The organism is Sphingobacterium spiritivorum (assembly GCF_016725325.1).
GTDB lineage: Bacteria > Bacteroidota > Bacteroidia > Sphingobacteriales > Sphingobacteriaceae > Sphingobacterium.
In genome coordinates this window covers 2,194,566-2,215,363 of sequence record NZ_CP068083.1, presented here as the reverse complement: position 1 = coordinate 2,215,363, position 20,798 = coordinate 2,194,566, and the positions used below count along the sequence as shown (strand labels likewise).

Sequence of the window (20,798 nt, the reverse complement as noted above, 5' to 3'; positions counted from 1 at the left end):
CGGGGATCGGGCCAATTGCTCCGACCTGATTATCAATATCCCGCAGGGCAGCAGTACTAACTAAATGCGGTTACTTCTATTATCAACCTATCCAAACGTATACAAGAGTTTCATTAATCAATATTTACCAATACTATCATGAAATACTTAATTATCATTTGTTCAGGTTTGCTCTGTTTGTTTAATTCTTGTACCAAACAGGAGACAGGAATAGTAAACACTATACAAACATCGGCTGATCAGCCAGTCAATACACAATTTGCCAAAGTATTAGCAAAGGCAGTTGAAGATGAACATATCAGGTCATTTTTAAGAAATGAATCTCTTAAAAAATTTGATAATGACTATGATGTGCTGTATCAGATAATAAAAGATAAAAAACTAAATAACGATCAGATTTTCAGTACAGCCATCTCTAAATATGCTGAAGATCCTCAACAATTTCTTGACGCATTAGAAAGCAACCCGCTGTTAACGATCTATATCCCTGATCTGAAAAATTTTGGCGCAACCAGCTGGAATGTACAGACACAGGTTCCTATTGTCGCTGTCCGAGACTTGGATAAAAAAACAAAGGGTGAAAATATTATTGCTTACAACAGTAAAAATGCGGAAATAAAACTGAGCTATACAACCGAACCAGATATTCCTGTCATAGTGGTGAAGGATAATGAAAGGATAGAAAAAAGGAAAACAGAAAACAATTTACAGACTAACGTTTCCTCAAAAAAACTTGCTGTCAGTGCTGTCACAGGTACTCATATAAGTGATTTTGTATTCCTGGATTCTTCTTTTATCAATAAAGATTACAATGTCACCAACGAAACTACAGCACCGGTATCTTCCGCGCAGGAAAATAGAGGTCCTTTGCTGTTACAAAAATCGGCCAGTACACAACGAACATATCAGCTCACAGATCAGGTAATTGGTCATCAATCCTATTTTATTCATCCTGCAGGAGGGATAAATTGGGCTTCCCCTTCCAGTATTTATTACGGGAGAGTAGACAATGTAAAACTCATGACAGCTGGACAGACATATACTGATTTTCAGCGCGATTATATTTACTACAACATTAAATCAAATACAGAGAAAGGAGCCTTTGTTCCGAACTATATTGAATGTATAAATTCTATTTCATTTACATCAGATTTATCCAAAAATTACGTGATTGATGACCAAAGAGATTGGACTGACGGAGTACTAGAAATTGCTGTTCATGTGTTTTTTATTAACAAAAACGGAGGATTAGAAAGTACCAGCAAGATCATAAGTGTCGAAGCAAATGAAATGTTTAAAAATGATCCTGTTACCAATAAACCTCGTGTGTACTACCTTCCTACTCCTATACCTATTATCGAATGGGATCTTTACAAATATGGTGACACCTGGAGCTTTTATGTAGAAGAAATAGATCCGGGATCTGTTTCTGAGAAAAACATATATACATCTTCCTCTTATACCGGGAATTGGGAAGTATCCGGGGGCTTCTCCATATTTAAGATTGGTGTAACCACAAAAGCATCCGGAAGCACGAATCAACAACGTAGTGAGACGATCAACCTAAAGGTCAATAATACATCTGATGATCTTGGTAAAGGAATATTGAACTATAGCGACAGAATAATGAATGGTTTTGAAGATATAAGCCCTTTCATTACGGTAGGTAAAGTATATACGGTAAAAACCGGAATTATTGAATTAGGAATTGTCCCCAAATTAAAATATTAACATCAATATCATTAACCTTCAAACCGGGAGAAGGTCATATGCTCCCGGTTTATAAAAGAAATAAGTGAAAAAAAGATTAAGTAAACTCAATGCCTGGTTACACCTTTGGTTAGGAATAGTAACCGGAATACCTGTAGTACTCATCAGTCTGACTGGTTGTATACTGGTTTTTGAACAGGAAATCAGAATGTGGACAACAGATTATATTGTTGTAAAAGAGAAAACTGCTGACGAGCAGCTTCCTCCCTCTGTGCTGTACAAAAGTATAAAGGAAGCATTTCCTGAAAAAGAAGCGGAAAGTTTCTGGTACAATGGGCTCAATAAGTCTGTCAAAGTCAGTCTGCATGATAGCGATAGTATCTTATACGTCAATCCTTACAACGCAGAAGTACTGGCAACAGCACATCATGAAGATTTCTTCCATTTTATAGACGAAGGCCATCGCCATTTGTGGTTTCCCGGTAAAATCGGAAAGAAAGTGGTCGGGTATAGTACACTTATATTCTTTTCTCTGCTTATTACAGGCATTATACTCTGGTGGCCTAAAAAATGGAATAAAAGATCTGCAAAACAAAGTTTTTTTATCAATTGGAAAGCCCGCTTCAAAAGAATAAACTACGACCTGCATAACGTACTTGGCTTTTACTCTTTACTTCTCGCTCTGTTAATGTCTCTGACAGGATTGGTGATGAGCTTTCCTTGGATGAGACAATCTATCGTATGGCTAAGCGGAGGTTATCCTCCAAGACCCAAAACGGAAGTTAAAAAAGTAGATGAGGAACAGAAAATAGCTTTCACACTGGAAGAGGATCTTCAAAAAGCAGACAAAATATGGTTTACTGTACGCAGGGAGATCGCTTTACACAATAAAGAAGCTGTAATTATACACATTCCTGAAGGGGATGATAAAACAATATACTCCTGCACCGATATGCATGCAGGCAGCTGGAGAGATCTCTCTTTTGATCGGGAGACATTAGCACTGACTCCACGTACGCAGAAAAAGATGGAAGATTCCAACAGAACAGAATGGCTGATGCGCAACAATTATGCTCTTCACACCGGATTCATCGGTGGCATGACCACCAAGATTCTGTATTTTCTGGCCAGTCTGATCTGCGCCAGTCTGCCAATAACCGGATTTTACATCTGGTGGGGCAAAAAAAGAAAAAAAACAAACACCCGCAAAGATCGTCCGGGAAATTCGGACAAAAGAACTAAAACAGTATTACAAGTGACCTGATGTACTCTATATTCTGAAACATCTGGTCTGCACCACAACGAATCGCACGTATCCATATCATGAGATCTATATATTTACTATTTCTATTTATAGCCGCAGCTTTACTAAAGGCTTCACCAACCTTTGCCCAATCCGGATCCAGCATCCGGGGGAAAGTGGTCGATCATACAGAAAAGACTCTTCCTTATATGACAGTCAGTCTGCATAATGCAGAGAATGTTACCGAAACTATAGTCACAGTAACAGATAGTACCGGCACATTTATGTTTAAAAATATTGTATCAGGAAAATATTATATCTCCATCAAGAGTCTGGCTCATCAGGATCATATAGGAAACCGCTTTAACATTACCCCTCCCGGCACCAATCATGACATGGGTATTATCCAGCTGGTTGGCAAATCCAATGTTATGGATGAAGTAATTATTGAAAAGAAAAAGCCTCTTATTGAACAACAGATAGACAAAATGATTGTCAATGTCGAAAATTCAGCTCTCTCTGATGGAAGTTCAAGTCTCGAATTATTGAATAAAATACCAGGACTATCCGTATCCTCTGACGGAAAAGTCAGCCTCAAAGGTAAATCCGACGCATCTGTTATGATCAATGGTAAACTTACCTATCTGTCTGCAGATCAACTGGCCAATCTTCTTCGCAGTACTTCTTCACTGGATGTGACCAAGATTGAAGTGATGACAAATCCTTCTTCTAAATATGAAGCAGCGGGCGAAAGCGGTATAATAAACATTGTTCTTAAAAAGGGGCTAAAACAAGGATTTAACGGCACAGTTAATCTCAACGGAGGGGCAGGTAGAGGTACACAGCTCGGCGGAAGTATCAACCTGAATTACCGAACCTCCAAGACAAACTTTTTTGCCATCTACAATCAGTACTACCAAAATCTGGAAAACAGAATGGAACTGACACGTTATCTGCTGGACCCAACTTCCGGTGAACCGGAATTTATTTCGAAGCAGACTAATCTGGAAAAACCAAAGTTGAGATCCAACAATTTCCGTGTCGGAGCTGACTTTATATTATCTCCTAAAAACAGCATTGGTTTTCTGATCAACGGTGGATTTGGCAAATTTCCAAAGTACGAACCTACACAAAATGATTTCAGCAATGCCGCAACACAAAAGCTCTTGTGGCGGGCGAATACCCTGACAGAAGGGCGGGAACGTTGGGAAGATATGTTGTACAATATCAATTATGTACACAAGTTTGATGAAAATGGTCATCAGTTGACAATAGATCTGGACCATGTATATCATTATTCAAAGATGGATCAATCCCTCTTAACCACTTATACCAACGAAGCACAGGAACAGATACGTCCCCTATCTGGTCGGATCGGGGATATTCCTTCCAGGAATAAGGTATATGTCGGAAAATTAGATTATACTTTACCTTTTGAAAACGGGTTGAAGTTTGAAGCCGGATATAAAGGGAGTCTCGTAAAAACAGAAAATGATCTGCGCTATGACACGCTTCAGCAGGATCAATACGTACCGGATCTGAAAACCAGCAATCATTTTATTTATCATGAAAGCATTCAGGCAGCATATGTCAATGTAAATAAAGAATGGGGAAAATTTAACACACAAATAGGTCTGCGTGGAGAATATACCGATACAAAGGGAGAACAGTTAACAACAAATGAGACATTCACTAAAAATTATTTTAACCTGTTTCCATCTGTTTTTTTAACCTATTCCATTAATGACCAGCATAAAATGCAGGCCAATTACAGCAGACGTGTAAAACGACCTTCTTTTTGGGATATGAATCCATTCAGAGTATACACAGATCCATTTTCATATTATGAAGGTAATTCTAAACTAAATCCTTCTTTTGCCAATTCATTTGAGTTGGGGTATACGCTTTCAGGAAAATATATCCTGACTGCAAATTACAGCCATTCTGAAGATGTAGTGAACGAAATCGTAGGTCGTGATCCATCCGAACCTAACACGGTCTTTGAGCGCCCGGCAAACCTCGGAACATTTACGAATATGGGGGTATCACTGACTGTGCCCTTACAACTTACCAAATGGTGGACTGCTACTTATTTTGGTAACTTCTACCGCAATAAATATGAACTTCCTATGGGCGAATCTTTAAGTATAAGAGCCGGGAATACATTAGCATTTAACGGACAAAATACCTTTTCGTTGCCGCACAACTGGAGGTTTGAGCTTGGCGGAAATTATATTTCGGGTATGACAGTCGGTGTGCACGAATTAAAAAGCTACGGTGTGGTATACACAGGTATACAGAAAAACTTTCTACAGAATAAAGCGATGTTGAAGCTGGTGATTAATGATATCTTCATGACCAACCAACGTCGTTACGAAACGAATTATACGGACATCCGTACCTTCGGAAAGATCAACCGGGACAGCCGTTCTGCCTTGCTGACCTTTACTTACCGCTTTGGAGGAGATTTTTCTTCCGGAAAAGACAGAAGTACAGGAAGTGAGGATATCAAAAACAGACTGTAAGCAAACAAAATAATCACGTGGCTCCGACAATAAAGATGGTTTTGCAAATCATCTTTATTGTCGGAGCTTTTTTGTTTACATTATTATATTAAAGTCCTGCCATTGCTCGTATCATTAAGGGTATCATCACTTTTACGTTAGAAATTTAAAATTGCGTATCTTTGGAAAAATTTTCAAAAGATGTCTGTCAAGATTGGTGATCATATTGATTTAGGTAATTTTCCGTTATTATTAGCTCCTATGGAAGATGTGAGTGATCCTCCCTTCCGTTATGTATGCAAGCAAAATGGAGTAGATATGATGTATACGGAATTCATCTCTTCTGAAGGATTGATCCGCGATGCGGCGAAGTCCAGACAGAAGCTGGACATTTTTGAATATGAGCGACCTATCGGCATCCAGATCTTTGGATCAGAAATCGAACATATGCGTCAATCTTCCGAAATATGTTCTCTGGCAAATCCGGATCTGATTGATATTAACTACGGTTGTCCCGTAAAAAATGTAGTGTGTAAGGGTGCCGGTTCCAGTCTGCTTCAGGATATAGACAAAATGGTGGCCATGACCAAAGCTGTAGTAGAGGCTACTCACCTACCTGTGACTGTCAAGACCCGCTTAGGCTGGGACGATAATACTAAAAATGTTTATGAAGTCGCAGAACGTCTTCAGGATGTAGGCATCAAAGCTCTTTCTATTCACGGACGCACACGGGCACAGATGTACAAAGGACAGGCGGACTGGTCTATGATCAGAGACGTAAAACGCAATCCACGCATCAAAATTCCGATTTTCGGAAACGGAGATATAGATTCCGTAGAAAAAGCTGCTGCCTGGAGACAAGAGTTTGAAGTAGACGGTATCATGATAGGACGGGCTTCTATAGGATACCCATGGATATTCAGAGAAATCAAGCATTTCTTTGAAACCGGACAACGGTTAGAAGGACCTACAATTGCGGAACGTGTGGAGGTATGTCGCACACACCTTACCAAATCTATTGAATGGAAAGGCGAAAAAACAGGTATTTTTGAAATGCGCAGACACTACGCCAATTATTTTAAAGGTATTCCTAATTTTAAAGAATACAGAATGAAACTAGTGGGACTTCAGTCGCATCATGAAATTCATGAGGTGCTGGATGAGATCCAACATCAGTTTGCAGAGGAAATTATTTAATCAGCAAGTTTTTTAGATAAAAAGAACCTCTCCCTAGCCCTCTCCTTAAAAATGAGAGGGAATAGCAATTACCAGTTTAAAAAGCAAGTATATAGAATCATCCCGAATAAACTTATATTGATTGCAGCGACTTTACTTTGATAAATAGAACTTCTCCCTAACCCTTCCGACGAGTCGGAACAGGTTCTCCTTAAAATGAGAGGGAAATATTCTCATCGTTTCAGAACAGCTCTTATTTTCTTACGCTCTGCAATAAAAATACCTGTCAGAAACAATATAAACAGTCCGTTACCAATAATCAGATTGCGGTCAAATACAAAACTGGACAAGTACGTAATTCCGGCACCTATAAACATATAGGTCAGCATTTTCCCTACTTTATAAGGTATAGGATAATTTTTCTGCCCCCATATATAAGACAGAATCACCATAGATAAATAGGCCAGAAAAGTAACAAAAGCGGCTCCTACATAGCTGTACTTTGGAATCAGAAAATAATTGGCAACGACCGTTATCAATGCCCCTATTCCTGAAATATAAAGTGCATATCGCGTCTGATCTGAGAGCTTATACCACACTGAAAGATTCATATATATACCCAGAAGTACATAGTTAAACAGCAACAGCGGAACAATAAACAGCCCCGACCAGAAAATTTCACGATGGGAAGCGTCACCCTTGATAAAGAATTTCAGCCATTCTATATTAGCCGATATACCCACCATCACGATCATCATCGCAATAACCAGATATTCCATTATAAATGCATAGGTAGACCGCGCATTAGCATTCTTTGAATAAGAAAAGAAAAACGGTTCTGCTCCCAACCGGAATGCCTGTACAAATATACTGAGAAACATCGCCAGCTTGGATACGGCTCCATATATACCATTATCCCGATCGCCTATTTCTTTTGGCAAATACATAGGCATCACGATCTTATCCAGATTCTCATTAATAATAAAAGAAATATTGGCAATCAGAATCGGAAAGCTATATGAAAGCATGCTTTTGATCAGTTTCCTGTCCGGCTGAAAGCTAAATTGGCTCATTTCCGGCAACAACAGAATAAGAGTAAGCACACTTGCTACCAGATTGGAGATAAAGACATATCCAATCCAGCCATCCCTAAACCATTCTGCAAACCAGTCTCCGACTGCTCCCCCGTTCGATATAAGTACAGGAACTACCAGAATGAAAAACAAGTTAAGCCCTATCATGGTCAGGATATTGACCAGTTTGATTATGGCGAACCTGATTGGCCGTCCCTGTGACCTGAGTTTGGCAAAGGGCACAACTGCAAGTGCGTCTGCGGCTAAGATAATGGCAAAATATTGAATGTACTGCTGGTAATTACGATTAAATTCTCCTTTATTAAGCAACGCGGAGATTTGCCCCGAGAATACGTTTGCAGTAATGAGAAACAACAGGGCGAAAAAAGCTATAACAATAAAGCTGTTGTTAAATACCTTTTGTTTATCCTTGTCTTCTACCTTCTGAAGATACCGAAAATAGGTTGTCTCCATTCCAAATGCCAACACGGCATTGATCATAGAGGCCCAAGCATACATGTTGGTAAATATTCCATACGCTGCCGGAGGATATTTACTGACATAAAGAGGGGTCATGATGAAATAGAGTAACCTCGAGAAGATGGTACTCAATCCATAAATCATCGTTTGACCGGCAAATTTTTTGAGAACTGACAACGATCTAAGTTTTAATGACTGACTTTCTTTATTACTTCAAAATTTTTGAAGCCTTTCCACTCGCCATCTGTTGCTGAGATTTCCGCAACTTCTGCTCTTTCGGGTCCTTCTTCACAAAACTCAAGCAGAGACTCTAAAGCAAAGTCATCACCCTCGGCTTCTATATATACAGATCCGTCAGGCAAATTGCTGACAAAGCCTTTTACCCCTAATTGATCAGCGACTGCCTTTGTCGTAAGTCTAAAATAAACCCCCTGTACTTTCCCCCTAACAGAAATATTCCAATGTTTCATATCAGAAACAAAAGTACAGAAGATTTTGAGGAATTGCTACGCTATTCGTTGAACAGTTACATTAGAAGTCAATCTCAGGTTTTCCATGCCTTCCAACAGGATCAATCCCGGTTTTTTACCTACTTCCAGCGAACCTAGCTTATCGTCAAAATTCAGAAATTCAGCTCCGTTAATAGTTGCCCAATTAATTGTTTTAGTAAATTCCAATGCAGGAAAAGCCTCATGCAATACTTTTAATTCTTCCAGAATATCAAGGGTATCGTTAGATGCAAAGCTATCTGTACCCAACACAATCTTCTGGTCATCATTAACAAAATTCATCACTTTAGGCAATGTTCCTTCAATATAAAGATTTGCTTTAGGACAGAAACACCATACAACTTCACGATCCATACGACGTACAAAGTCCAGATCTTTCAATGAAGTATACGTATTGTGCACCAGCATCAGTTTGTTACGAACCGGAAGATTCGGAAGATACGACTGGATAGAATTGCGAGCCTGCGCTTTGAAGTCCGCAATATTGTATCCTATCTGTTCGTAAAACTTCAGAAATTCACCCTGTTTATAACGGAAGAGTTTGTTCTCCGCCTCGCTCTCCTGATTGTGAATACTGATAAGGCTGTCACTTGGGGTAAGTTTTTTGAAAGCTTTTAACAGTAATTTGGAGCAAGAGTAAGGTGCATGTGGCGTAATGGAAGAGTGTGTATCATTAAAGTGGTATCTCGTTTCCTGTGCCTCTTCGAGCCGGGATTCGACCTGATCTTTATTCAGTCCCATGGCTTCTACGAAGGTGTGATACTTGATACTGCTTCTTTCCTTTACAGCAGCAGAAAAAGAAGTGTTGACATGATCCCCTACAGCCTGGATCCCATTGTCATACATCAGCTTGTCAGCTTTCTCGATGTGCTTAATAACTGTCTTTTCATTTTCTTTTCTTGATGTCATCACCGCACTGATAAACTGGGGAAGGCCAGTGCGTTGCGCAATCGCGCCTTTAAGATAGGACAATTCAATGTGGCAGTGGGCATTAATAAATCCCGGTATCAAGACTCCATTTAACAATTCGATCTTTTTACCAACCAATTCTACAGCATCATTGGCATACACCCCTTGAATCACCCCGGAGTCGTCAATAGCAACGACACCCCGCTTAATAGGCAGATTAGTAATCGGCAATACGTAATCGCCAGAATAATATTTAACCATTTTTCTTTGTTTATAAAATGTCCTAAGAGTAGGAGGTTTTACTTAATGTGATACACAAAAGTACTCATTTTATTCTAAAATCCCTGATAATAAACAATTTTTTAAATTGTACTACAAAAGAAAAACTAAAACCTACTAATAAAACTTTTAAATAAAAAGAAAGAACCGTGCCAAGCTTTTTTTTTCACATTATTTTAACATATACCTCATTATTCATCATTAATTTTGCTACCTTCGAACCATCAAATAGGGGTGCCTTGTTCTATGAACACGAATTAAGGCTGAGATTATACCCAACAAGAATATTCTTGTGCACCTGATCCAGATAATGCTGGCGGAGGGAAGAGGTTAGTTAAATTATAACGCTGTTGTAGCCCCTTGCAATAGTTTGTTTAACTCAAAAAAATTCATCTTTATTATCATGATTAAATCATTAATCATCGTTCTGTGGTTCTGCGCGCTTACAACGATCACTGTTGCACAGCAAACATTGACTGTAAAAATTCAGGACAAATTAAAATCCACGGCACTTCAGGATGCTACTGTCACCCTGACCGGGCGTACCACACAGACACTGACAAGCAATAGTGCAGGTATCGTACAATTTACAAATCTGCCGGCGGACAACTACGTCCTTAAAGTGAGCTATATTGGCTACAACACTGTACAACAAACGGTTCGTCCGGGACAACAGGGACAGATCACAATTGAAATAGAACCCCGTTCGATTCATACAGAAGAGGTACTCGTACAGGCTACCCGTGCACGAAACAACTCCGCTACTACGTATAAAAATCTAAGTAAAGAGGATATTGCAAAGAATAATCTTGGACAGGACATCCCCTACCTGCTGGATCAGACACCTTCGGTTGTCGTCGGGTCGGATGCCGGTGCAGGTATAGGATATACGAATATGACGATTAGAGGATCCGACAACCAACGCATAAATGTAACATTGAACGGTATTCCGCTGAATGATGCTGAAAGTATGGGTTCCTTTTTTGTAAATCTACCTGATTTTGCTTCTTCAGTAGAGAATATACAGATACAACGCGGGATCGGCACATCCACTAACGGAGCCGGATCTTTTGGTGCTTCTCTGAATATTCAATCGAATACTCTGGAAGAAAATCCATATGTAGAGCTTAATAATTCATTCGGATCCTACAACTCCTGGAAAAACACACTGAAGATCGGATCGGGACTTATCAACAACAAGTTTGCATTTAATGCCCGGCTATCACGGATTCTGAGTGATGGGTATATTGAACGTGCTTCTTCAGATTTAAAATCTTTTTATATCGACGGAGGATACTACAGCAAAAAGCATATTGTCAAAGCAATCGTCTTTTCCGGCAAGGAAAAGACCTATCAGGCCTGGTATGGCACACCAGAACCTTTAATCAAGGGAGATCGTGCAGCTTTGGGTGATTATGCCATGGCTATGGAATTGTCCAAACCGGAGGATATCAATCGTCTCCTGCAGGCGGACCGTCGCTACAATATCTACACATACGATAATCAGACTGACAATTATACTCAAACGCACCATCAGTTACATTATACCTATTTCATAAATGATCAGCTGACATTGAACACGGCTCTTCACTACACACGTGGTGCCGGATACTATGAGGAATTTAAAGAAAATGATAAATTCGCCAAGTATGGCCTGCCAGATATCACTATTGATAGTATCACCCATAAGAAAACAGATCTTATCCGTCGCCGTTGGCTGGATAATTACTTCTATGGAGCAACTTACTCGCTTAACTACAATCCGAGCAATGATCTTAAATTTACGCTGGGTGGCGCATACAATCAGTATAAAGGAGACCACTACGGACAGGTTATGTGGGCGAAGTATGATACAGTAAGTACTCCGGGGTATAAATACTATGCCGGAGATGCACAAAAGAATGACCTCAGTCTGTTTCTAAAAACAGATTACCAGATCGGCAACTGGCTCTTAATGGCTGACGTACAATACCGTAATATAGATTACAAAATCCGTGGAAATGATGACAAGATCAAAAACATGGATTTTCACTCCAGATTTAACTTTGTAAATCCAAAGGTCGGCTTCACGTACCTGATTAATGCTACATCCAATGTATATGCTTCCTATGCTTATGGCAGTAAGGAACCGGTTCGTAAGGATTTCGTAGAGAACACAAGCGGTGTAGATCCCAAACCGGAGAAAATGCAGGATGTGGAGTTTGGATACCGCCTCCGCAATGAATATCTGAATGTCGGCATTAATGGTTACGGCATGTTTTACAAAGATCAGCTTATCCCCACAGGCGCAATTAACGATGTCGGATCTGCTATACGCCAGAATGTACCAGATAGTTACCGGATAGGACTCGAATTTGACGGAGCGTGGCGTATTTCAGATCAGTTTACATGGAAAGCAACCGCCGGTCTGAGTCAGAATAAGATTAAAAATTTCGTGGAATATCTGGGCGAAGAGACTATACAGTATACCAAAACTAATATTGCGCTATCTCCTTCCGCTATTCTTTCAAATGAACTGGCCTATAGCCCGATAGCACCGTTGACTTTTGCTCTGGCTTCCAAGTATGTATCCAGACAGTATCTGGACAACTCCTCAGCAAAAGAAAGAAGCATTGATGCTTTCTTTGTCAATAATCTGCGCACGTATTATACCTTCAGCATGTGGGGAATACAGAAAATTGATCTTAGCCTGAGCATTAATAATATTTTCAATGAGAAATATGAAACCAGCGGATATACCTGGGGCTATCTGGATGATAATAAAAATCGTCTTTATTATAATTTCTACACACCGCAGGCAACGACTAATTTTATGTTGGGACTAAATGTGAGATTTTAGAAACTGCGGATGTTAACTCCCTATGATCAGGAGTAATAAAGGGGATATTTTCAACTTGAAAATATCCCCTTTGCTATCTTAATTGCCTTTGATAGCCCGGATTATTCCTTCCAGATTTTCATTAAATTCCAGCAGTTGCGCAAAGACTTTATCATCTTTAGCCATACCGCCATGTTTATTATTTTTTCTGAAAATTTCACGGATCTCATCCAGTCGCTGCTGTTCTTTATCCGTGATCAATCCGGCCACTTCTTTCAGTTTCAGAAGATTTGATTCTGTATCCGCAGTAAGTGTCTGTGATTCACTTTCATAATGCGCCAGAATCAACTGATCAATCTCCTTATCATTCATCATGGGTAATACAGGTGCGACCAGCTTGCTCATATTACGGTAAGATCCCTGCATTTTGAAAGGAGGTTCGGTACGGTAACTGTCCTGCATAGCTGCACTCTGAATATACTGCTGATTGACACGAATCACGATATCTCTGATTTTAAGAATATGCCGTAATACATGTATAAAATCATCAATCTCCTGCTTCAGATAATTGCCTTCCAGATCCGGAAGCTGTTCGCTCCCTTGCTGTACATATCCGATCAAAGCATAAAAATCCTGAAAAGATTTACCGGCTATTTTTTCCAGATACGGATTTTCAATAGCGGCATTTTCAATAAGGCTCAGATTGAATAAATGCGCTGTATCGCCTATTACATCTCCCAGGTTGTAGACATCTGCTCTGTTTGCTAACATATCCGGAATCTGAAATTTGGAACCACTTTCGGTATACGGATTTCCGGCCATAACGATACAGAAACGTTTACCCCGCAGATCATAGGTTTTACTCTCTCCATCAAAAATACCGTCTATCTTACGCTGTCCATCCGCCAGAGAGATAAATTTCTGCAAAAATTCAGCACTCAGGTGCTGAATATCATCCAGATAGAGCATTACATTATCGGCCATTTCAAACGAAAGGTTAATCTTTTTCAGTTCTTCCCTTTCACCCGATGTTTTGGCTTCAACAGGATCTATCGAAGTAATAGAATGGCCGATAGTCGGTCCGTTGACCTTCACAAAATGTAAGCCCAGAATCTTAGCCAGGTATTCCATCAATGTTGTCTTTCCGTATCCCGGAGGAGAGATAAGCAGCAACATACCCATACGGGCAGTACGCTTATTGTCTCCCGCAGCACCAAGCTGCTTGGCAAGATTGTTTCCGATCAAAGGAAAGTAAACCTCATTGATCAGTTTATTTCTTACGAATGATGTCAGCACCTTCGGCTCAAATTCATTTATCTTGAGTTGCTTTTCATAAGATTTACCAAGCTCATCTTTCCATTTGGAAAAGGCTTCAAAGCGGGGAACACTAACTGTCGCAAAATTTTCCAGCTTCCCTATAAACTGATGGTAATCCAGTGAATAGACTCCCTGATCGAGAATCGGATGATTGCCCTTTAATCCTTCAATCATAGCGGTATCTTTGGCATAAATCCATTCGTAGGCATCCTTTGGAAACAACAGGATTGTAGCTGCTTCTTCCAGATATTTTCGGTCAACCTCAAATTTGACATGCTCATCAACAAAAGAATGCAGCCAGTTCAGGATAAGATAAAAACGATCCAAAAGACCGAATTGGGCATGGTCCAGATCTGCTTCAAATGATTTTAACAGCTTTTTCTCTTCAAGAAACCGTACAAATGCCTGCTGCAGGAGATGAGCGGATTCGCTCATTGCAAATTTATCATACCTGACAAATGTTCTAAAAAGATAAGCGGCTACCTTTTGCTTCTCTTCGGGTTCTAATGCAACAGGAGCTTTCCAATTTTCTAATCTGAAAAGGATGTCACCGATCACCGACTGAAAACGGTTTGTCTGCGGAAATGTCTTTAACACCGTTCCTGCACTATGGATTAATGCTTTCAACTTCTGAAGTTCATCTTCGGCTAAACTATGCCAGAATATACAGGCAACAGATCGTACATGTACATCATATCGCAGCAGGTCCAGCTTTTCATCCATCTGTTTGATGACGGTATACAATTGGAGAGCATCCGCATTGTGTACTCCTTTGATATAGGATTCCGTATATTTTTGCTCAACATACTGATTAATAAACTGTTCCGCCTTAAAATCAGACTGTCCTGAAGCTAGAAATGCCTGATAAGCCAGATATTCAGCACGATAGACAACTGCATTTTCAGAGACCACTTCCTGATCCCACACATCCTGATAGTTAGCCAGCTCTATATTTTTAACCGGTTGATAAAAACCTGTACCGGTAAGATGGTAAAACAGTTCATTCTGCCTGCGTAGCAACGTAAGACTGAGAGATTGATTGTTTACTGTGAACTTATGTTTACCTAACGCAATGATGTTTTCCCCGTCGACATAAAGCTCTGACTTATCACGAAGTGTACGTAATGCATCTTCCTGAGACTTCTTAAGCTGATTTTCCAGATTTTCTGCTTTAGAAATATCCTGCAGAGTATGCAGTTCGGAAACCAGCTGACGGACTTTATCGATCATCAGATCTGAAGCATAGAAGCTCAGAATATCCTCCCGGGAGGCTAGCGTTTTTGATTTGTTTTCAATATTTTTCAATACCCTTAAGCCGATCTGTTCCAGAGAGGAGGTTCGCTTATTGATCTGCTCGACCAATTGTTCTTTTTTCGTATTGAAAGCCTTTATGATCTCGTCTCTTTTATCTGCGATCTTAAGTGCAAAATCATCAAAGCCTGAAAACTTGCTTTCCAGTTCTTCCAGCTGCACGACTATTTTGGTATAGTAGCTATCTGCCTTTTCGGCAGATGTGGACAGCTCCAGATAGTTTACGACAGACTGCTCCAGCAAGGTCAGTTGTGCTGAGAATTCCGCAACAGCTTCCTGACTTTTAAGTGTATTGAGTTTACGTGTCAGCTGTGCCCGTACCTCATTAAGCATAGAGAATATAACGGAAATCTTCTCCACGATTTTAGTGGTCTGCGTAGCATCTTCTATCTTGAGACTATTCAGAATATCAATCAGTAATTCAAGATCTCCCGATATCGTGCCATTGGCTTCTTCGATTGCCTGTGCATCAAACACTTTTGTGATAGCATCGACTTTTACTCTCTGGTCGCTGACTTTTGCTTCGTATGGAGCCAGGGCTTCTTCGCGCAATAAGAAAGCAACAGTCTTATCTGATAAGTCGGCAATAATTGTCCCCAATTGTTCGGACAACTTATCAACAGCAGTCAAATCAATATATCTTACATTCTTGAGATCAATAATTTCTCCCTGCAGTCTGCGCGCATTTGCGAGATGTAGCACGAGTTGATCCAGCGATTCGTATACCGTACTGTTTACACTAAAGATCAGTTCTTCCAGTTTTTTGGAAGTCGTCTGCATGACCTCTTCCGCATGTTTGCGTTGAGCCTGCACTTTGACAAATTCGTCAATAGCGGTATTTGCCACTTCCCTGATCTGCGCCAGGGGTGCACCTATATCCATCAATGCATCGTCGTGTACCCAAAAATAAGAGTCCAGCAATGCATTAGACTTTTTCAGAATATCTTCGTAAAGACCTTCGTATGAATCTTCCTTATTTACCAGTTGTACCACTTCCTGAGCTTCCGCCATCGCCTGTACAATCTGTTTATTTCCCACCTTATACAGTGGATCATCTTTACGGGACTCATTTTCTTTTAGTACAGCCATGTATGGGGTTTCCCATATCTGCACCTGATGATGACGTGTAGCTTCTGCTTCTGTACGAAAATAGATCAGACTCCCGTCTTTGAAAATGGTAAATCCGTTACAGATAATCGGTGTCTCTACAGATTGCTGTATAATATTGTAGGACATCAGAATATAGGTATTGCTCTTATCCTGAACAAAGACATACAGAAAATCCTCTCCGTTTGGAGAAGCAATCTTTCTCAGAAACTGTACATCGTCCAGCTGGGCATCAAATGTCTTATTCGTTCCATTCTGCAGATAGTATCCGTTTGAGAAGATTACACCCTGATTATCAGGCAACAGAATAGCGGATTCATTAAGAGACCTGAGATTGACAACTTCTTTGGTTCTGAGGTTGAAAATAAATGCTCTGAATTCTTCCTGATAGGGTTTGATCCGGATAGCAATCAGGTTGCCCAAGTCAGCATAATAGTATTCTGCATCATCCAGCTGCTGATCGAGATTTGTTACTTTTTCCGAGTAAATTCCTTTGCCGCTATCTGTATTATTCTCTATTTTGAAGGTAATATCTCCATGCAAGGCTTCTATAAAAACTTTATCCAGAATGGAGATATGAGGGAATTTCCCTAATCTTCTGTCTTCCAGCGATGTCTTTATCCATTCAAATTCATGCTGAGCAGGTTTTTTGACTTCATGAATACTTCTGTCATCCTGGTAATGTAGCTTTCCATCTTTGATCAGCCATTTAAAAGCTTTCAGATCGTCCGCATTCTTACTAGTCTGAAATATCATATACAAATAGTTCTCTGTACGGCGGAATTTTGAAAAAATAGAATCGCGGTAATATTTATACAGATTCTGATAATCTGCCACAAAATCAGGATCATTAATAAGATCTAAGGACTGTGCTACAAACTGATTATTCTCGAAGAGGTATACACTGAAAACATCGTTCAATTGTATTTCAGTACGCAGTCCGAAGTGTACATTATAACCAAAAATACAGAGCTTATCAAAAGCAATAATACCACGTGCTACACAATTATTTTCTGTCGTGATTCTTTGATTAGCTTTCAGCACAAAACTGGTGGAGTTAAAAACTTCCTTTCTTGCCTGATTCAATTCACGCAATCGTGCGGAAAGATCTTCCTGCTGAGCCAGAAGACGCTTTCTTATGATTTCGTAAGCTCCCGAATCCAATGTACTGGTATGTTGTTGAAAATCTTGTTTTTCTTCCATAAGATTAAAGTAGAAATCTTCGAATTATTTACTTTTTTTAAATTCTATTTCTCTACCACTTTGATAAAGAGTCTTCTCATCAGATAAAAAAGCATTAATAACCTCTTTCTAAATGAGTTGACAGATTGTATCCGGGCACTCCCTTCTATAGAAGAATGCACCCCGGATACAATGTGTTTATGCTATTAAAGCCCCAGTTTCTTATTTGATATACCCAGGTTTTTGGCCATGCCGAACAATGAATTTATAAATCCGGCATTTTCATCATCATTTGATTCTTTTGCAGCCTGTTGCAGCTTAATCAATACCGCAGAGACCGTCAGATTCTTGATATCATTGGATGAGATGCCATATTTATCAGCCAGTCCTTTGATCTTTTCTGCCAGATCTCCGTTGCCATCAGGTCCTATCAGGGAATTCTTGATGTCCAACGCATGCTTCGAATTATCAATCAGATGATCAAATCCTTTGGAGTTGGATACCTGACGCACAATATTTTCAAAGAACATCGTTTCACCACCCACGATATCGATTTTCGCCGATTTGAGTGCTTCAGACAATACTGCAGACTGCGCGTCAGCAATATCTTTCTGAATATGGATATGTGCCAGTTCTACATCTTTTTCCTTCTGTAACTGCAATTTGAACTCCTCATGCTCTTTACCTACACCGTCCAGTTTCTTCATCGCTTCAGCTTTCTCTTCGATACCGGATGCTTCTGCCAATGCTTTCTCCCGTACGACTTCCGCCTGCATTAATCCTTCTTTACGCATTGCTTCTGCTTTCTTCTCAATAACCATAGCAGCCGCTGTCCCCTGACGTTCTTCTGCTTCAGCCTTAGCAATCATTACTTCTGCCTCCGAAAGACCAATAGCTGCTTCTTCTTTTGCCTGCGCCTCCGCAATGATTTTTCTTGCTTCAGCTTCTTTTGAGGATGCTTCTTTTTTAGCTTCAGCTTCAATCAGCAATTCCTGTGCTTTTTTCTCTGCAATTTTACGTGCCGCTTCCGCATCGATTACTTTTTTCTCTGCTTCCTGTTCTGCCGCTATTTTAGCAGCTTCAGCAGCTTTTACAGTAGCAATTAATTTTTCTTCTGCTTCTTGCGATGCCAGAATAACACCAGCCTGTTTCTTGCGCTCTACTTCACGGAATACTTCCAGATCTTTGACACCTTGTTGTTCTTCTATTACCCCCTTCTCCAGTTGTACGCGTTCTTTAATGACATTTTGTATTCCTTTTTTCTCCGTCTCGATTGAGCGTTCCTTATCGATCTGAGCCAATGTCACAATACGCAGGCGCTCTGTCTCCTCGAGTGCACGGTCTTTCTCTACACGTTCTGTTTCTACAGCGTCTGTACGAAGTTTATTCTTTTCCGCAATAATAATCTGACGCAGTTTATTTTCTTCCTGTACTGCTAAGGATTCTTCTGTGGAAATACGGACAGTTTCGGATTTTAAGCGTTCTTCTTCACGCACTTTAGCGATCTCGGCTTCTTCCCTTGCACGGATATTATCAATTTCTCTCTTCTGACGTTCTTCTTTTTCTGCCAGTTGACGATCAAGTTCCAATATTGCCTCACGTGCTTCCACATTCTGCTTTTTGATCACTTTTTCTTCTTCACGACGGATCAGATTGGCATTCATATTCTGTTTTGCTGTCAATTCAGTGATCTTCTTGATACCTTCCGAATCCAGTATATTTTCAGGACTCATAAATTTGAGCTCCGTCTGTTCGAGATAATCAATCGCACAGTCATCCAGAATATAACCATTCAGATCTGTACCAATGATATTAAGGATTTCATCTCTAAATTCGCGACGTGCTTCATAAAGTTCGATAAAGTCAAACTTCTTCCCGACAGTCTTCAATGCTTCAGAAAACTTCGATTCGAAAATACTTTTTAAGGTCTCCGGATCACTGGCGCGGTCACAACCCAGGTTTTGCGCAACATTGATCACATCGTCAACGGACTTATTGACCCGCACAAAAAAGGCAACTTTTATATCTGCGCGAATATTATCCTTACAAATTAGTCCTTCCTGCTGCATACGGCTAATCTCAATCTTCTTGACAGAGATATCCATGATTTCCATTTTATGAAATACCGGGATGACATACATTCCCTTATTGAAAGCAACTTTGGTCCCTCCGATACCTGTTCTGACAATAGCCTTCCCCTGCGGAATCTTTTTGTAGAACATACTCAGAATAATGAAAAAAGCAAAGATCAGGAAGAAGACTATACCGATACCCAGGAGGACCACCATAGTCAATCCGTCTATAAATAAAAGTGTATTACTAGTCATTGGTTAATTTGGTTTTAGTGATTAAATGTTATCTAAATTAATATCTTTTGTTACGTAATAATATTTCTTGTCTGCCGACTCATCTACAATAATGACCTGATCTCCGTAGCTGATCTTTTGTCTGTCATTGCTCCTCACATTCAGCCGGATGACGTCCTGCTGAATCACAAATTCTGCAGACCCGATATGCTCTCCCTCTATGGACGATTTCATCTTTCCTACTCTTCCCATCAGATCAAGTGCCTCCTCACCATTGTATCCGACATTGGCGTATACTCTTACCAGAGGCTTTGATACCCAGTGAAGGATAAAATAGGTCAGAACAAATACGGGAATCAGAATCAAAACGGATTTAGTTCCATATTCAGCAAGATGAAAAACAAGGGATGAAACGAGTGTTATGATCCAGCCGATAAACTTAAAAAGCGTGACGATTACCATTACGGGGACTTTTCCGATGTTGATATAATCCATCATTTTAGTAAAAAATGAGGGCTCTGCATCAGTGTCCACATTTCCGTCATCCGCAGTATCAGTATCCGGCACATCTGCCGCCACATCCATATTGACATGGGTATCTCCAAAATCAAACCCGTCGCCCATCAGCATGGTAAAAAGCCAGTAGATCAGAGATATACCTGTCAATGCAGTCATGATTGCATTGGACAGCGGGTTAAAAAGCAGGTCAATAATTTCTTTCATCGTTTTATAATTAATCTTGCACTAACACAGTTTCCAAAAGACAGTAAAACCTTCAAAACATTATCCCGGCAGATCGCACCTCTCCGGAGGATACGCTATTCCGGTTTTACTTCATCTTTTTGGAAAGAACGAAAGCAGACGCCATCCGTAG

At 40.0% G+C, this 20,798-nt stretch carries 11 protein-coding genes and 1 riboswitch; of the genes, 5 read left to right on the top strand and 6 right to left on the bottom strand.

Features of this window, described 5'->3' with window-relative positions; genetic code table 11:
- The first annotated feature begins 138 nt into the window (after positions 1 to 138).
- The 4 genes from I6J02_RS09090 (at position 139) to dusB (ending at position 6,654) form a co-directional block, all read left to right on the top strand.
- Positions 139 to 1,731, top strand: coding sequence for a hypothetical protein (locus I6J02_RS09090; RefSeq protein WP_201681394.1), 1,593 nt, complete (start codon positions 139 to 141; stop codon positions 1,729 to 1,731).
- Between the two features lie 64 nt (positions 1,732 to 1,795).
- Positions 1,796 to 2,974 (top strand): PepSY-associated TM helix domain-containing protein, encoded by a 1,179-nt coding sequence (locus I6J02_RS09085; protein WP_201681393.1) that lies wholly within the window; start codon positions 1,796 to 1,798, stop codon positions 2,972 to 2,974.
- 59 nt (positions 2,975 to 3,033) lie between these two features.
- Positions 3,034 to 5,478 (top strand): outer membrane beta-barrel family protein, encoded by a 2,445-nt coding sequence (locus I6J02_RS09080; RefSeq protein ID WP_236582383.1) that lies wholly within the window; start codon positions 3,034 to 3,036, stop codon positions 5,476 to 5,478.
- A 180-nt stretch (positions 5,479 to 5,658) separates the two neighbouring features.
- On the top strand, positions 5,659 to 6,654 hold the full coding sequence (dusB, locus tag I6J02_RS09075; RefSeq protein ID WP_003008630.1) for a tRNA dihydrouridine synthase DusB: 996 nt from the start codon (positions 5,659 to 5,661) through the stop codon (positions 6,652 to 6,654).
- Positions 6,655 to 6,866: 212 nt separating this feature from the next.
- On the opposite strand, the gene I6J02_RS09070 is transcribed toward dusB, so the two are convergent.
- From I6J02_RS09070 to I6J02_RS09060, 3 genes are all read right to left on the bottom strand, one after another.
- Positions 6,867 to 8,282: a lipopolysaccharide biosynthesis protein gene (locus tag I6J02_RS09070; protein WP_236582411.1), complete on the bottom strand. Its 1,416-nt coding sequence runs from the start codon at positions 8,280 to 8,282 to the stop codon at positions 6,867 to 6,869.
- 92 nt (positions 8,283 to 8,374) lie between these two features.
- On the bottom strand, positions 8,375 to 8,656 hold the full coding sequence (locus I6J02_RS09065) for an acylphosphatase (RefSeq protein ID WP_201681392.1): 282 nt from the start codon (positions 8,654 to 8,656) through the stop codon (positions 8,375 to 8,377).
- Positions 8,657 to 8,692: 36 nt separating this feature from the next.
- A complete protein-coding gene (locus tag I6J02_RS09060; RefSeq protein ID WP_201681391.1) occupies positions 8,693 to 9,865 on the bottom strand; it encodes an amidohydrolase family protein in 1,173 nt (390 codons plus the stop codon).
- Positions 9,866 to 10,103: 238 nt separating this feature from the next.
- Positions 10,104 to 10,225, top strand: a riboswitch (TPP riboswitch).
- A 61-nt stretch (positions 10,226 to 10,286) separates the two neighbouring features.
- Between I6J02_RS09060 and I6J02_RS09055 the strand changes: the two genes are divergently transcribed.
- The gene (locus tag I6J02_RS09055) at positions 10,287 to 12,722 is read left to right on the top strand and encodes a TonB-dependent receptor (protein WP_201681390.1); all 2,436 of its coding nucleotides are present in this window, start codon (positions 10,287 to 10,289) and stop codon (positions 12,720 to 12,722) included.
- Positions 12,723 to 12,800: 78 nt separating this feature from the next.
- On the opposite strand, the gene I6J02_RS09050 is transcribed toward I6J02_RS09055, so the two are convergent.
- The 3 genes from I6J02_RS09050 to I6J02_RS09040 form a co-directional block, all read right to left on the bottom strand.
- Positions 12,801 to 17,639: a DNA repair ATPase gene (locus I6J02_RS09050; protein ID WP_201681389.1), complete on the bottom strand. Its 4,839-nt coding sequence runs from the start codon at positions 17,637 to 17,639 to the stop codon at positions 12,801 to 12,803.
- 185 nt (positions 17,640 to 17,824) lie between these two features.
- Positions 17,825 to 19,945 (bottom strand): SPFH domain-containing protein, encoded by a 2,121-nt coding sequence (locus tag I6J02_RS09045; RefSeq protein WP_201681388.1) that lies wholly within the window; start codon positions 19,943 to 19,945, stop codon positions 17,825 to 17,827.
- 21 nt (positions 19,946 to 19,966) lie between these two features.
- Complete coding sequence (locus I6J02_RS09040; RefSeq protein ID WP_201681387.1) at positions 19,967 to 20,647, bottom strand: OB-fold-containig protein; 681 nt, start codon at positions 20,645 to 20,647, stop codon at positions 19,967 to 19,969.
- Positions 20,648 to 20,798: the final 151 nt, after the last annotated feature.